The organism is Candidatus Methanoperedens nitratireducens, from assembly GCF_000685155.1.
Classification (GTDB): Archaea; Halobacteriota; Methanosarcinia; order Methanosarcinales; family Methanoperedenaceae; genus Methanoperedens; species Methanoperedens nitratireducens.
The window spans coordinates 430400-443327 of record NZ_JMIY01000007.1 but is presented as its reverse complement, the minus strand read 5'-3'; the positions used below and the strand labels follow the sequence as shown (position 1 = coordinate 443327).

Genomic DNA, 12928 nt, shown 5'->3' with positions numbered 1-12928 from the left:
TGTACATGAATAATCCATTGAATTCTGGTTTATTGTAATTTGGTGTTCAGGCAAAAATTGCTTTTAATAGATCAAACTCGGTTATGAGGCGGCGGCGCACAAGCTCGGCGCTGAAGTTCTCACAGAACCAGCACTGATTATCTCCAGGTTACTTCTTCTGCCTTAGCCCTGGCTTCAGCACCCCTGCGACCAGCCTCTTCCCTTGTCATTTTGCCGCGCTCTTCTCTTGACATTTATATCACCCCTATTTTGTATCTATACTTTTATGGATTTTACAGGTTCAGCTAATTTATAGCTGCTCCATGTATTGTTCAATATTTCGATAAGATTAACTCACTATCATTGCCGTATAGTTAAGTTACCCCGGATAAATATTCTCTATTTCATGCTACAAGAATATTCTGTTGATTAACCGAAAATTATTATATACAAAATAGCATCAATTGAAGAGAACCGTTAGAGGTAATTCAATGGCAAGAAACATCCGCGTGGAAAAACTCACACAAACTCCAATAGAAAAACAGGAGATAGAAATAGTAGAGAGAAAAGGGGTAGGACACCCTGATAGCATGGCAGACGGCTTTGCTGAAGCTGTAAGCCGTGCACTATGCAAAGAATACATTAAAAAATGCGGAACTGTGCTTCACCATAACACTGACCAGGTTGAAGTTGTGGCAGGGCGCTCTCATCCCCAGTATAGAGGCGGGGAGTTGATCTCACCGATCTATGTGCTTCTTGTAGGGAGAGCAACAAAAGAATTCAATGAGATTAGAATACCAACAGATACTACTGCGGTAAGAGCTGCCAGGCAATACCTGGATAGCACCCTTCCTGATATTGATGTCGAGCATAACATCATAATCGACTGCAAGCTGGGTTCCGGATCAACAGATCTCCAGGGCGTTTTCAAGCGCGGAAAAGCGCCGATGTCTAATGATACTTCTTTTGGTGTTGGGTATGCTCCCTTATCAGAGACTGAGCAGATAGTCTATAATACCGAGAGGCAGATGGTATTGAACTTCAAGAAAGACCTCCCTGCCATTGGAACAGATATCAAGGTGATGGGTATGAGGAAGAACGATAAAATAACCCTCACTGTGGCATGTGCAATGATAGGGAAATATATAGATGACCTCTCACACTATATTTCCACAAAAGAAGAGCTCAGGGATAAAATATGCGATCTTGCAATGGGATATACAGATCGCGAAGTAGAGGTATTCATCAATACAGCAGATGATGAAGAGAGCGGATCGATTTATTTGACAGTTACTGGAACCTCGGCTGAGATGGGAGACGATGGTTCTGTTGGTAGAGGAAACAGGTGCAACGGCCTGATTACGCCTAACAGACCTATGAGTATGGAGGCCACAAGCGGTAAAAACCCGATAAACCATGTAGGTAAGCTGTACAACCTTCTATCCAATCGAATAGCGAATGATATTGCAAAGAATGTTCCAGGAATCCAGGATGTGCATATCCGCATACTTTCACAGATAGGCAAACCTATAGATCAGCCTCTGATTGCAAGCGCACAGGTAATACCAGAGGAGGGTGCGAATATGGCGATGATCAAATCAGAATCTGAAGCAATCATAGATCAATGGCTTGCTGACGTCACAAAGATGACAGAGATGATAGCTAATGGGGAGATAGAGACCTTCTAACTCCCTATTATTTTTATATTAACATTTCGGGTTCTTGGTCCATCAAGTTCAACAAAGAATATACTCTGCCACGTACCCAGGACAGGGTGCCCGTTCTCGATGGGTATGATCTCACTCATGCCAAGAAGGACTGCCCGCAGATGTGCATCAGCATTATTATCTATCTGGTTATGGGCATAGCTTTTATTCTCCGGGACAAGTGACTCCAGCATATCCATAATATCTCTCCTGAGCCCGCGCTCGTTCTCATTGATTATTATTCCGCTTGTGGTGTGGCGTGTGGATATGACGCAGATCCCATCTTTTATACCGCTTTCTTTTATTATCGTCCGTATGCGGTCGGTGATGTCGATGAGTTCAGTCCGGGTTGTTGTTTGAATGTTCATAAGTTCGTGGAGGGTAAAAATAAGGGGAGTAGCTCCCCATTTTTACCGTCTGTGCCGTCTTACCATGTACGCTATCGCAAGCAGACCAGCGAGCGCGAATACCGCTTCGAACGCTGGTGTCGGTTGTGGTGTTTGCGTTGGTGTTGGTGTCGGTGTTGGTGCAGGTGTAGAGGCAACAGCTCTGACATCCGCATCTACACCTATCCCAAGAGTCAGGGGGAAGGAGACATAATGACGCCGGTTAGAGACTTTGTCGTCAAAGATGGCCAGGCCGATGTCGTAGACCTTCCCGGTTTCAACCACTTTATCATCGGGATTGCCTGTATTCAGATTGCGGCGCATCTCCAGCACCCAGCGGCCATCCTCCCACTTGCTATTGGCAAGGATGTCGGCAACGCTTCCCGAGGGTTCCCTCAATATACGGCGGGGGAGCAGGTCGCCCACGTTGAACGAGACATCAGGGTCAAAGGGTACGGCGTTCACTTCCCTGATAAGCGGGGGCAATTCAAGAAACTCTCCGAGCTCTTCGAACTTTGCCTCTGGGATAGCGTTAAATCCCACTTTTGCCTGATCATACATCCATTCCGGCTCATTCTGCGTCAGGAAAGATCCTGTGCCTTCGTCACTGAGGCGGTACTCCAGCACATAGTTATCGTCGGCATAGCCGATGGGTCCGGAGCGGGCACCGCGCCACATCCACATGTCCAGGAAGTTCCCCTCGGTCAAAAGTTCGCCAACCTCGTCCCCGGTCTTCACCTTGTCCCAGCCGCCCGCTTCGTTAAGCTCGGTGCGGGTGATGAGGAGATACTTCCGCACATCACTCTGTCCCAGCCCGGCATCGCCAAGGTACGGATTTGCCCTGACTTCATCGGCTGTCGGCTCCCTGGGCATGGCGCGCATGGAATTATGGCACGTAATAAAGCACCCGGCTCCAGCAAAGCTTATATTTGCCCCGTCAAAGGCAGGGATGTCACGATCGCTGAGAATGACCGTCAGCCTATCTTCATAGCTGGCATTTATGCCTGCTTTAGGAGCATCAGGTTTTGGCCCTCCCCACCTGACCCAGTTGCTTCCATCCCACCGCAAGAGGTCGTGCATTATGCCGGGCCACTCCGCATCCCATTCGAAGCGCATATAAAGATAGTCGCTGTCATAGGCTGCCTTCATATCAACATCAATAGCCGGTTTCTTGCCCTCGATAGGGTCGGGTTCAAGGCTGGGGTGGGCTACGAGCCTTTCGCCTAATGTGGTCTCTTGTCCCCTGTGACAGGTTGTGCATCCTGTGCCGGCGAGCAGACCATTACTGCCAGGATGTTCTGGGCTGGAAAGAAACTGCCAGGACGCCTGGGCGGGATAGAATAGGGTTACCCTGGTTGCAGGCACTTCAGCCCAGTCACCGGGGAAGGTGAACAGTTCAGTAGACTTGTATGAGGTCTCATCTGCTGCGGTTACCATGCTTACTGCTACGATTGTTCCAATCACAACCGTTGCAAAAATCAATGCGATTTTCATTGTTTGTTTTACCTCCTTTGTAGTCTATGCGTTGTGATATGGCATAAACCAGAAAGCAGTTTTAATTAGTCTTTAATAAAACTTTCGGTCGTGTATATAGGTAAAATCGCTCTTATAGTAATAAGGCATTATTCTTTTGGAGTTGGAAGATGAATAAGCTTTTTCATTATAATTCATATATATAGACAAAATGCTAAAAGGAAAATTGATCACTCTTGAAGGAATTGACGGGACAGGAAAATCCAGCATAGCAAAGATGCTGAGAACTAAATTTCCAGAGGCTGTTTTTACAATGGAGCCTACCCATAGCTGGATTGGGGAGGCAGTAAGACGATCGATAGGATCTGATACCGACCCTCTGGCTGAATTATTCTTATTTGTGGCAGATCATGCAGAACATATTGCCAGGGTAATCAGACCCGCACTTAGGGATGAAAAACTGGTCATCTCTGATCGGTACTCTGACAGCAGGTATGCATACCAAGGGGCCACACTTTCGCATACCTTTGACAATGCAATGGAATGGTTACAGAGCATCCATAATGGCTGGACTATTGTACCTGATCTGACTATTCTACTTACAATAGATCCAGGTATAGCGGTTTCACGATGCGGTATCCGCGGGGAACATACAAAATTTGAAAAAATAGAGTTCTTGAGGATTGTCCAGGAAAACTATCTAAAGCTTGCAGAGAAGGAGCCGCAGAGGTTTGTGATAGTAGATGCGGGAGCTGAACTTGAAGTTGTAGCTCGCAAAGTTGAATCGGCGATTAGAGGTTTTCTAACCGCCAATCTGTGAAGAGTTTATTTCCTGAACTCGGTATAGCCGCATCTCCCGCATGCAACACGATTCTTGTGTTCTCCGAGAAATACTCCAGGACCGCATCTTGGGCATGATGGTTTGATTTTTTTGGCTTTATCGCCGCTCACTTCATAGAATTTATGTACTGCCATCGGGATCACTCCTATTCAGGTTTAGTTTCTGGTTCTGCTATCGCTTCTGCCGCAGGTGATTCTGAGGCCGTCTCTTCTTTTACCTCGGGTGCATCTCTTTCAATAAGATACTTATGAGCGATCTGTTTCAGGCGCTCTTCGCTCTCATAGATGCTGGCCGATCCAAAGGTATCCTGCTTCCCAAATACTGCATTAAGTTGCTCTATAATAATCAGTTCGGGTTTTGAGTTAAGCATTGCCGCAAGTTTATTTTTTACGTCTATCCTTGAAGGGGTTCCTTTATTATTAATTTTTAATAAAACCTCTCTTCTTCTCAATAGTGGATTTGTTCTATCTTTAATAATCTGAAGTTCCATTATTCTTCCTCCTTACATTTCATCCTATGAAGTAGTGATTGTATTTCTTTTTTCTTATCCTCTGTTACTCTTACTACTACCGCCCCTTCATCCGGCAACCCATATATAACTACTGATGTAAGAGGTGCCATAGCAATCGCAGGCAGGGCTGCTAGGTCCTCCTCTCCTATTACAAGTATACGTACCGGGTTATCAGAATCCATGGCCTTTGAGATCTCCTGCAGTAGTTCTTCGGTTATCATACCTGGCGGGTTCTCGACTGTTATGGTTTTAAAAAGAGGATGCTTTGTGCCGTGCATTATTTCATCAGGAGCAGTATTCCGCTTTGTTCGATCATCCACAAAGGATATATCTGGAACCAGCCCGGCGCTGAGAAGATTAAATGTTACAATATCACCTACAGATATCAGTTTAGTCGGATTTTTAAAATCATTGATTATCCGCCTGGCGTTCTCAACTCCATCTCCAGAGTAGAGCTCACCATGAATTTTCCTCAGTTCTGCCCTTAGTTCATACGGAAGACAGTATCTCTTCAAGCTCTACCGCACCTTCAGGGCATACTTCCCTGGCAATTTAACACCAAGCTTTTTTGCAATCTGTGACCTCTGAGGATCAATTATCACAACATAACCGCTCCAGTCAGAAGTAAGGGCAGTTGAACTGCAGCCCTCACATACCTGTCCGCTTATCACTCGGTGGCATTCTTTGCAAACAAGCTCTGCCATTACACCACCTCTGGTTTAGAGACCTCTGGTTTTTCTTCCTTGACTGTATCTTCCTTTTTCTCCTCTTCTTTTCTTTCTTCTTTCTTCTCCTCTTTCTTTCTTTTCCTGGGCTTTGCTTCTTTTTCCTCAGTACCTTCTTTTCTACCCTGACGTGCCTCTTCAAGCCATTCCAGTTTGCCCAGTGCATGCTGTCGCATGGTCAGACCGATTTTACTGTCCCTCGGTTCACGTTCATTAAGGCTCACAGCTACGATCCTTGCCCTGATACGATCCCCTACGGTTATGGCGCGACCTGATTCCTTGGTTATAAGTCTTGAATTTCTCTCATCATAGCTGACATACTCATCAGTAAGCTGGCTTACATGTACAAGACCATCAAGCGGACCGATGCCTGCAAATACCCCGAATTCAACGACCTCTAAAACGCTACCTTCAATAATCTCCTGCAGCTCAGGCATAAAAGTTACTGCATCAAATATTGCGTCATAATATACTCCCGCATCCCCGGCCAGTATATGTCCTTCACCCACTTCTATAACGTCTGTTACTGCGACTATTGATCCTATATTCTTATCCACAAGCCCTTCAAGTTTATCCCGCAAAGCGAGTTTAACTGCTTCCTCTACAGGTTCGCCAAGTAATTCAGGTGCAATTCTCACCGTATCTGCTAATCTCATTCTCTTATACATTTGAATCCTCTTAACAAAAGATATTAAATACTTAAATGAGTCTTTCCTCGAAGGTGTATAATAGTAACTCCCTTACTACATAATCTTTTCTTTAATTCGATATCATTGGTAAGAACAGCTGCATCCGTATCGATAGCCATATCTATAATAATGTCATCGACAGGCCCACTCTTTTCAATTATAGTACACCTATCCACTAAAGATAGCGCGATCTGGGCCGCTATCCTGTCCCTGCCATGTGCCCGTGCATATATTTTTTCTAACTCTTTGATAGATGCGCTCGGAACCAGACAGGTATTAAAACCCAGTCGCTCAAGCTCAGAAAAGATATCCACACCAAACTGACCGGGAATCATCAGACCATTAGTATCAATTATCACTTTCGATCTCATTTAAATTCTTTTAATGTTCCCGAGCCGATAAGCCTCCAGCGCGCCCCTACCCTTCTGCTGATTGCGATAGATGCACCTCTGTCTGCACATACAGGTCTTTTAAGCTTGACCTCTGCATCAGATGCTCTTGCGCTTGTGACTATACCAATAGTTGTTGCAGTTCCCATATTCAGCATCAGTGGTTCATTTGAGCGTATTGGTTCGACTTTGTATTCATCACTCACTCCCACCACGCGCGGAAGTAGTTTAGTCTCCATAATGAAACCTTCAATAGTAGGAGGTATTGATCCCGGGATTCCAGCAACCTGGCCAACCAGTGCATCACTCTTGGTCAGAGAGGGATCAAGTTTGGTGCCTACACCGATAAGACCCCCGGGCGTTGCTTCTTCTATATCTTCATTACCTGCAAGTATCTTTGTGACGACCGTTCTAATCGACACCCATTTGACAGTCCCTCCTGACTCTACTTTTCTGCCAGGGCGGAGCTCTATCTCATCACCCGGGTGCAGGCGCCCGCAGCTCAGGGATCCCCCTATAACACCACCTAAGAGCTTATCTGGAGTTGTTCCGGGTTTGTTTATATCGAATGACCGTGCAACGAACATCATCGGTGGTTTATCTAAATCGCGTTTTGGTGTAGGGATATATTTCTCAATAGCTTCAATAACAAGATCGATGTTCGTATTCTGCTGGGCTGAGACCGGGATGATCGGGGCATTCTCAGCCACAGTATCCTTTACAAAGGCTTTGATCTGGTTGTAATTTTCTATAACCTTATCGCGTGTAACAAGATCGATCTTATTCTGGATAATCACGATATTCTTTATACCGATGATGTTCAGAGCCATAAGATGTTCTTTTGTCTGCGGCTGTGGACATGGCTCATTAGCAGCAATGACAAGTAGTGCGCCGTCCATCAGCGCTGCCCCTGATAGCATCGTCGCCATCAGTGTCTCATGACCTGGAGAATCTACAAACGAGATAGCGCGCAGAACCTCTGATTTTGTTCCGCATATTTCACATATCTCTTTAGATGTATAGCTCTCAGGCTCAGGGCAATTGGGACATTTTCTAAGCACTATATCGGCATAGCCAAGTCTGATCGATATTCCTCTTTTTATCTCTTCACTATGCCTGTCTGTCCAGACACCTGAAAGTGCCCTGACAAGCGTGGTCTTGCCGTGATCAACGTGTCCTACTATGCCTATGTTTATAACAGGTTGCAATTAATTCCTCCAGCATGGGTATGCTTATATTAGGTTCTTTATATTTAACCGCTTTTACAGTCATGATTTTCAAATAAATTAGCGCCCCGGCTGGGATTTGAACCCAGGTCTAAAGATCCGCAATCTTCAAGGATATCCACTACCCTATCGGGGCGCTCACTTAGATTCATTTCTATCCTCTTAAAGATTACTGTCTTTATTTTTTTCTTCAAGTTTAAGCAGTCTTGTCTTTATATCCACCCCCCCTGAATACCCGCCAATCCCGTTTTTGGCTATTACTCTGTGGCATGGAATAATAATTGGGATGGGATTGTTTGCAAGCGCTCTGCCTACTGCGCGAGAAGATCTACACCCGATATTTTTCGCAAGTTCTGAATACGTGATCGTTTCTCCGTATTTGATTTTCCCTGTCTCATTTAACACTCTCTGCGCAAAAGCTGATAGCCCTGATATATCAAGATCGCATGAGAACTCAGTTCTCTTGCCTCTAAAGTACTGCTCTAATTCAAAGCTGGCTTTTGATATCCTCTTCTCTGTTAGCTCTTCTTTACATCTGATAAATCGAATCGAGTATACTCTTGATGTATACCCTATCTCGATATAGCGATCAAGCGCTTTTGCAAGAATGATATCCTGAAGCATATCCTGAAGCTTTCCCATTACAGGCTTCTATTATTGCAGGTGTAATAAAGGATTCCAACCAAAGCCTTTATCAGGTTTGTTACCACATTTTATACCGATGCCGCAATTTTATAATATCATTACAGAGATGCTGGCGCATCAGCAAATGTCAATAAGCAGGATTGCAAGAGAGTTAAAGAAAAACGGCTATGACCAGCACAGATTGATCCTTACAGGTTACCTCCGTGCGCTGCACGATATAGGGCATCTTGAGGAGATGGATATACCGCCATCAAAAGTGTATGCTCTAAAACCCAGGCTGAAAAGAAATATATACACTATTGTTAAAGAGCATCTGGAGGATATAGATACCTCTGAGAGGCTGGAAGTGGCTGTCTTTGTCCTCTCCTCCCTCTTCCACCGTCCCTGTTTTAAATACGAGCTTGAGCTTCTGGGGATCGAAGCAAGAAAAACAGGGAACGTAAAGGAATCAAAAGATGAGCGCCTGAAAGAGTACAGGGCAGAGATCACACGCATAAAGATACCAAACAATGAACCTGCTTTTGAGATCAGCGAGAGTAATAGTAATATGCTGCTTCGGGGGAATGAGGTCATGACAGGCATCATTAATGAGCTGATCGATCTTGATGGGCTAAAGGCAAAATTCCAGCAGACAAAACTTGCCTGAGATACATTAAACAGGTTGGGATTATTCTTAATAAACCAGCCCCATTTCACCGAATAATTTCTTTACTGTGCCGTCCTTGAAACCCGATATTAAGGTACTCAGCACAGTGCTCGCAGCACCGCGCTACCTGTTTTCTTTACACAGGAGCAGACCAGCGCAGCGGGATTCTAACCCGGCGGACATGACGCTGCTATTTTATTCTTTCTAACAAAGATTAAGCTAAGAGCTTCAGAGTGAAAAGATATATATTAATATGAAACTAACATGATGTTAAGGCGATATATATGGTTCAGGCCATAATAAATATTGATGAACATACCAACAGAATCTTGAATATTATCAAGGCTAAATATAACTTGAAAGACAAAAGTTCTGCTATAGATCTTATGGCAACGCAATATGAAGAGGAAATACTTGAACCAGAGTTAAAACCTGAATATATTGAGAAGGCTAAGAAAATAATTCAGCAAAAGGCTGTTGATGTGGGAAGTGTTGAAAAATTGAGGGATAGATTAGGCCTTTGATATCTTTGTGTATATATTAAAGATAAAGCCTGATCTTGAGAAGGCCCTCAAGAAGTTAGCGAAAAAGAACAGTAAACAGGTTGAGATTATTCTTAAAAAAATCGATGAAATCTTGTTGAATCCCCACAGATATAAGAATCTTCGTGCACCTTTGAATGATTGGAAAAGAGTCCATGTGGATAAACATTTCGTGTTAATTTTTTCTGTTGATGAGGAATCAAAGACCGTCACACTGGAAGATTATGACCATCACGATAATATCTATAAACATTAACGTGTTTAAATTAAATAATTTAAACCAGCCCCATTCTCCTCAACTCAGGCTCAGGAAGTGTATATAAAATAGTGTTACAGATACGCTTTTACCATGCAAATTCTAATCAGTCGATTACCCCTAATATCATTGTATATATAATAAATATATATAGTAAAACTATTAGGATAACTCTTGGAATACCAATATTTTCATGTAACACCACTAACCCAGCTTCTTTGTCCCAAGTAGTTGTTATGATCTTTGGTGAGTTTGTCATACGCCATTAGAAGAGTTATTAGAGATATAAAAGGGATTCCTATTGCATACCCTTTCAGCCAAACTGAAAAGCTACGACCAATAGCACTTGAGAAGTTAGGTTTCTCTCCATTTTCCGTGCGTATGGTCGTTTTAAAAAGCCATTTTCCAGGCGTTGTTCCCCATGAAGAGAGTAAAATTGCTTCTATAAATATCCAGATAAAAATAATAAACATACCAGACGCAAGATCCGGTACCCCATCTAGAGCATTAGGACCGAAAAAAAGACCCATCATGAAGCCAAAAGTAAGACCTGCAATAAGATAATCGATATTTCTCGCAAAATAGCGGACCCATGGGCGGATCTCTCTAACAGTAGCTTTTTTAATGTCGGTTTCTTGTTCAATAATAGGACTCGATGCTTCCTGAATTACATATTTTTGAGCATGTGATGTTAAATCTTCTTTTGTCAAGGCATTTCCGCAAAATCCACAAAACTTTGCATCTTTTCCCACTTCTTTCCCACATTTTGGGCAAAACATTTTTTTCCTCCGTTATTAATAGTTTCTCTCTTTGATTATTCCGAAATTTTTAACAATGTTATACTCTTTCCATGCCAATATAAATATTAAAGAATGCATGATAATTGCGCCAGCATTATAAGCTGTAGGATAATCAATTTCTCGACCAAGTACTAAGGTCGGTACCGGTACTAATAATGCAACAAAAATAACAAGCACACTATAACCCATAGCTAAAAGCGAACCCCACTTTGGTTTAAATAATACCGCAAAAATAATTACAAGATATATTATCATATCAATAACATTAATGAGATCATCATAGAAAGTCAGGAACAACATACATATGAACTTTATTCCTAAAAGCGTTAATAATAAACCAGTTACTAAAGTTATTTTTTTTTGGGTTTTTGTCAGCTTTTCTCTCTTTCTCATCAAACGTTATTGTTTCTTCCTTTTTTCCTATTAGCTCATATCCACAGTATCCACAAAACCTCGCATTTTTATCTATTTCCTTGCCGCAATTGGTGCAATACATATTTTCCACCATTCTTATCCTTGAATGGCCGCCTTTTTCAAAATATTCATCTATTAATTCATCTTCTGGAAAATACGATTTGCAAGTACGCAAAAACTTTTCATTCACATCCATTACTTTCGTTTTATCTATCAATTTCTGAAGGATCTCTTTTCCGCGCTCTGATTGAAAGACCTGTGCATATTTTTCCATTTCCATGATCAAGAATTCATTACCAATAAGCTCAATAGTTGCATCCTCGATCAATTCCAAAAGTAGCTTTAGTGATGTGGTCTCCTTTTTGGGATTCTTGACGGACGCGATGAATAGATTTGTATCAACCAAAAACAGATGGATGCTTTTTTCTGATTTCTTCTTTGACGTCACTTCGCACCTTGCCAACTATGCTATCGATATCGATGTTTTTAAAGTCTTTCTCAAGCTGTTCCGCTAATTCCTCGATGTTTATTTTTTTGATAATTAAAAGGTCATTTTTAACGTCTGCTATGAGTAGCTTGGAGCTTTCATTTAGCTTCAGTTTTTTGCGTAGGGCACCTGGGATAACAATTCTACCAGCTTTGTCGATGTTCACGATTTCCATATAATACCATTATGGTATTTTGGTATAATAATGTTTTGGCATGATTAGAGCCAATGTGCCCAATTTCAGTTTCACAATAGCTATTCTGGTATTGTTATCTTACCATGCACACAACGCCTATCGCCTTCAACTATACCCCGTACTTGAAGGGTACAGGGCTTGTTAGCGTTTTTTGCCTATAAAGCTTTTTCTACTGCTATACTGTTCTGGGCAGAAATATATCTTCTTTCTACCCCACTCCAGCCTATACGACCGAACTGTGATAGCAGCTTGGCGCCCAGAGATGCTCTCCACACCATTTAATGAAAGAATTAAGTACTTTGAAAAACTAGATACCTTTGTGATTATAAAATGCTTAATGAGACTGTAATCTCAAAGGGTTATCAGACAGTAGTACCTGCAAAGATAAGAAAAAACTACAAGATAATGCCCGGAGATATTCTTGAATGGATAGAAACTGAAAAAGGGATACTGGTACAGGTAAGGAAAAGAAGAACGCTAAAGGATATAATCGGACTTGTAAAAGCCGAAGGCGACGCAGTTGAGTCTAAGAAATCAATCCAGATGGGGTTTAAATGATATTTGCTGATTCTTCTTATTTTATCGCACTGGCAAGAGATAAGGACAGGTGGCATGAGGATGCCTTAAAGCTCACAGAAGAAATCAAGGACTCACTTATGATCTCTGACCTTGTTATCAGTGAAAGCGTCACACTGGTAGGTTCTCTGGAAGGTGGTAAGGCGGGAAAGCTACTTTATGAATACCTCACAGATAACTGCAAAATAGAGTTCATTGATAGAGAGATGCTGGCAAGAGGAATGTGGATATTCTTAAAGTATGACGGCTCAATATCTCTGGCAGATGCAACATCTGTGGAGATAATGAAACAACACAGAATTAAAAAGATAATCTCCTTTGATAACGATTTTGATAAAATAAAGGAGATTGAGAGGCTTCATTAGCATAGCAAGTTTTAAGGTAAATTTTGCCTCTTTCTGCAATATTTTGTCGGTATCCCTAACGATTAATAACCACAAG

Annotated in this window: 21 protein-coding genes and 1 tRNA gene; 7 read left to right on the top strand and 15 right to left on the bottom strand. The window is 42.5% G+C overall.

The genetic code is table 11. The features are described from left to right. The first annotated feature begins 470 nt into the window (after positions 1-470). The gene (locus tag ANME2D_RS14150) at positions 471-1667 is read left to right on the top strand and encodes a methionine adenosyltransferase (RefSeq protein WP_048092961.1); all 1197 of its coding nucleotides are present in this window, start codon (positions 471-473) and stop codon (positions 1665-1667) included. Here the strand turns inward: ANME2D_RS14150 and ANME2D_RS14145 are convergent. Together ANME2D_RS14145 and ANME2D_RS14140 are read right to left on the bottom strand one after the other, a co-directional pair. Beyond that, positions 1664-2053 (bottom strand): secondary thiamine-phosphate synthase enzyme YjbQ, encoded by a 390-nt coding sequence (locus ANME2D_RS14145; protein ID WP_048092959.1) that lies wholly within the window; start codon positions 2051-2053, stop codon positions 1664-1666. The genes ANME2D_RS14150 and ANME2D_RS14145 overlap by 4 nt on opposite strands. A 42-nt stretch (positions 2054-2095) precedes the next feature. After that, positions 2096-3565: an ethylbenzene dehydrogenase-related protein gene (locus ANME2D_RS14140; RefSeq protein ID WP_052368948.1), complete on the bottom strand. Its 1470-nt coding sequence runs from the start codon at positions 3563-3565 to the stop codon at positions 2096-2098. A gap of 190 nt (positions 3566-3755) precedes the next feature. Here ANME2D_RS14140 and tmk point away from each other — a divergent pair, with 190 nt between their 5' ends. After that, positions 3756-4364 (top strand): dTMP kinase, encoded by a 609-nt coding sequence (gene tmk / locus ANME2D_RS14135; RefSeq protein WP_048092957.1) that lies wholly within the window; start codon positions 3756-3758, stop codon positions 4362-4364. A gap of 5 nt (positions 4365-4369) precedes the next feature. On the opposite strand, the gene ANME2D_RS14130 is transcribed toward tmk, so the two are convergent. From ANME2D_RS14130 to ANME2D_RS14090, 9 genes are all read right to left on the bottom strand, one after another. Continuing rightward, complete coding sequence (locus tag ANME2D_RS14130; RefSeq protein ID WP_048092955.1) at positions 4370-4519, bottom strand: 30S ribosomal protein S27ae; 150 nt, start codon at positions 4517-4519, stop codon at positions 4370-4372. An 11-nt stretch (positions 4520-4530) separates the two neighbouring features. Then, positions 4531-4875 (bottom strand): 30S ribosomal protein S24e, encoded by a 345-nt coding sequence (locus ANME2D_RS14125; protein WP_048092954.1) that lies wholly within the window; start codon positions 4873-4875, stop codon positions 4531-4533. Beyond that, positions 4875-5411 (bottom strand): GTP-dependent dephospho-CoA kinase family protein, encoded by a 537-nt coding sequence (locus ANME2D_RS14120; RefSeq protein ID WP_048092952.1) that lies wholly within the window; start codon positions 5409-5411, stop codon positions 4875-4877. The genes ANME2D_RS14125 and ANME2D_RS14120 overlap by 1 nt, the downstream gene beginning before the upstream one ends. Before the next feature lie 3 nt (positions 5412-5414). Next, positions 5415-5600 carry a transcription elongation factor subunit Spt4 gene (spt4, locus tag ANME2D_RS14115; RefSeq protein ID WP_048092951.1) on the bottom strand — a complete coding sequence of 62 codons (186 nt, stop codon included), beginning with the start codon at positions 5598-5600 and terminating at the stop codon, positions 5415-5417. Next, the gene (locus ANME2D_RS14110) at positions 5600-6289 is read right to left on the bottom strand and encodes a DNA-directed RNA polymerase (RefSeq protein ID WP_048092949.1); all 690 of its coding nucleotides are present in this window, start codon (positions 6287-6289) and stop codon (positions 5600-5602) included. The genes spt4 and ANME2D_RS14110 overlap by 1 nt, the downstream gene beginning before the upstream one ends. Before the next feature lie 23 nt (positions 6290-6312). Further along, positions 6313-6669 (bottom strand): DNA-binding protein, encoded by a 357-nt coding sequence (locus ANME2D_RS14105; RefSeq protein ID WP_320408820.1) that lies wholly within the window; start codon positions 6667-6669, stop codon positions 6313-6315. An 8-nt stretch (positions 6670-6677) separates the two neighbouring features. Next, positions 6678-7907, bottom strand: a complete 1230-nt coding sequence (locus ANME2D_RS14100; RefSeq protein ID WP_081810300.1) for a translation initiation factor IF-2 subunit gamma — start codon at positions 7905-7907, stop codon at positions 6678-6680. A gap of 82 nt (positions 7908-7989) precedes the next feature. Continuing rightward, positions 7990-8061: transfer RNA gene (locus ANME2D_RS14095), tRNA-Arg, on the bottom strand. Between the two features lie 26 nt (positions 8062-8087). Then, complete coding sequence (locus ANME2D_RS14090; protein WP_198527439.1) at positions 8088-8567, bottom strand: methylated-DNA--[protein]-cysteine S-methyltransferase; 480 nt, start codon at positions 8565-8567, stop codon at positions 8088-8090. A gap of 79 nt (positions 8568-8646) precedes the next feature. Here ANME2D_RS14090 and ANME2D_RS14085 point away from each other — a divergent pair, with 79 nt between their 5' ends. The 3 genes from ANME2D_RS14085 (at position 8647) to ANME2D_RS14075 (ending at position 10014) form a co-directional block, all read left to right on the top strand. Next, a complete protein-coding gene (locus ANME2D_RS14085; RefSeq protein ID WP_048092946.1) occupies positions 8647-9216 on the top strand; it encodes a hypothetical protein in 570 nt (189 codons plus the stop codon). Between the two features lie 284 nt (positions 9217-9500). Beyond that, entirely contained in the window at positions 9501-9740 is a 240-nt protein-coding gene (locus ANME2D_RS14080) for a DUF2683 family protein (protein ID WP_048092945.1), read from the top strand. A 7-nt stretch (positions 9741-9747) separates the two neighbouring features. Next, complete coding sequence (locus ANME2D_RS14075) at positions 9748-10014, top strand: type II toxin-antitoxin system RelE family toxin (RefSeq protein WP_048092943.1); 267 nt, start codon at positions 9748-9750, stop codon at positions 10012-10014. A 191-nt stretch (positions 10015-10205) separates the two neighbouring features. On the opposite strand, the gene ANME2D_RS14070 is transcribed toward ANME2D_RS14075, so the two are convergent. The 4 genes from ANME2D_RS14070 to ANME2D_RS14055 form a co-directional block, all read right to left on the bottom strand. After that, positions 10206-10793, bottom strand: coding sequence for an RDD family protein (locus ANME2D_RS14070; RefSeq protein ID WP_048092942.1), 588 nt, complete (start codon positions 10791-10793; stop codon positions 10206-10208). Positions 10794-10808: 15 nt separating this feature from the next. Beyond that, on the bottom strand, positions 10809-11069 hold the full coding sequence (locus ANME2D_RS14065) for a hypothetical protein (RefSeq protein WP_157834137.1): 261 nt from the start codon (positions 11067-11069) through the stop codon (positions 10809-10811). Positions 11070-11091: 22 nt separating this feature from the next. Next, entirely contained in the window at positions 11092-11562 is a 471-nt protein-coding gene (locus tag ANME2D_RS17095; RefSeq protein ID WP_157834136.1) for a zinc ribbon domain-containing protein, read from the bottom strand. Positions 11563-11626: 64 nt separating this feature from the next. Then, on the bottom strand, positions 11627-11890 hold the full coding sequence (locus tag ANME2D_RS14055; protein ID WP_048092939.1) for an AbrB/MazE/SpoVT family DNA-binding domain-containing protein: 264 nt from the start codon (positions 11888-11890) through the stop codon (positions 11627-11629). Positions 11891-12241: 351 nt separating this feature from the next. Between ANME2D_RS14055 and ANME2D_RS14050 the strand changes: the two genes are divergently transcribed. Together ANME2D_RS14050 and ANME2D_RS14045 are read left to right on the top strand one after the other, a co-directional pair. Continuing rightward, the gene (locus ANME2D_RS14050; RefSeq protein ID WP_048092938.1) at positions 12242-12469 is read left to right on the top strand and encodes an AbrB/MazE/SpoVT family DNA-binding domain-containing protein; all 228 of its coding nucleotides are present in this window, start codon (positions 12242-12244) and stop codon (positions 12467-12469) included. After that, positions 12466-12852: a type II toxin-antitoxin system VapC family toxin gene (locus ANME2D_RS14045; protein ID WP_048092937.1), complete on the top strand. Its 387-nt coding sequence runs from the start codon at positions 12466-12468 to the stop codon at positions 12850-12852. The genes ANME2D_RS14050 and ANME2D_RS14045 overlap by 4 nt, the downstream gene beginning before the upstream one ends. Positions 12853-12928 lie beyond the last annotated feature (76 nt).

What these genes read in the sequence shown, in the direction of transcription:
- ANME2D_RS14150 (WP_048092961.1), top strand. Translation starts at nt 471, where the DNA reads ATGGCAAGAAACATCCGCGTGGAAAAACTCACACAAACTCCAATAGAA.
- ANME2D_RS14145 (WP_048092959.1), bottom strand. Translation starts at nt 2,053, where the DNA reads ATGAACATTCAAACAACAACCCGGACTGAACTCATCGACATCACCGAC.
- ANME2D_RS14140 (WP_052368948.1), bottom strand. Translation starts at nt 3,565, where the DNA reads ATGAAAATCGCATTGATTTTTGCAACGGTTGTGATTGGAACAATCGTA.
- tmk (WP_048092957.1), top strand. Translation starts at nt 3,756, where the DNA reads ATGCTAAAAGGAAAATTGATCACTCTTGAAGGAATTGACGGGACAGGA.
- ANME2D_RS14130 (WP_048092955.1), bottom strand. Translation starts at nt 4,519, where the DNA reads ATGGCAGTACATAAATTCTATGAAGTGAGCGGCGATAAAGCCAAAAAA.
- ANME2D_RS14125 (WP_048092954.1), bottom strand. Translation starts at nt 4,875, where the DNA reads ATGGAACTTCAGATTATTAAAGATAGAACAAATCCACTATTGAGAAGA.
- spt4 (WP_048092951.1), bottom strand. Translation starts at nt 5,600, where the DNA reads ATGGCAGAGCTTGTTTGCAAAGAATGCCACCGAGTGATAAGCGGACAG.
- ANME2D_RS14110 (WP_048092949.1), bottom strand. Translation starts at nt 6,289, where the DNA reads ATGTATAAGAGAATGAGATTAGCAGATACGGTGAGAATTGCACCTGAA.
- ANME2D_RS14090 (WP_198527439.1), bottom strand. Translation starts at nt 8,567, where the DNA reads ATGGGAAAGCTTCAGGATATGCTTCAGGATATCATTCTTGCAAAAGCG.
- ANME2D_RS14085 (WP_048092946.1), top strand. Translation starts at nt 8,647, where the DNA reads ATGCCGCAATTTTATAATATCATTACAGAGATGCTGGCGCATCAGCAA.
- ANME2D_RS14080 (WP_048092945.1), top strand. Translation starts at nt 9,501, where the DNA reads ATGGTTCAGGCCATAATAAATATTGATGAACATACCAACAGAATCTTG.
- ANME2D_RS14070 (WP_048092942.1), bottom strand. Translation starts at nt 10,793, where the DNA reads ATGTTTTGCCCAAAATGTGGGAAAGAAGTGGGAAAAGATGCAAAGTTT.
- ANME2D_RS14065 (WP_157834137.1), bottom strand. Translation starts at nt 11,069, where the DNA reads ATGATAATATATCTTGTAATTATTTTTGCGGTATTATTTAAACCAAAG.
- ANME2D_RS14055 (WP_048092939.1), bottom strand. Translation starts at nt 11,890, where the DNA reads ATGGAAATCGTGAACATCGACAAAGCTGGTAGAATTGTTATCCCAGGT.
- ANME2D_RS14050 (WP_048092938.1), top strand. Translation starts at nt 12,242, where the DNA reads ATGCTTAATGAGACTGTAATCTCAAAGGGTTATCAGACAGTAGTACCT.
- ANME2D_RS14045 (WP_048092937.1), top strand. Translation starts at nt 12,466, where the DNA reads ATGATATTTGCTGATTCTTCTTATTTTATCGCACTGGCAAGAGATAAG.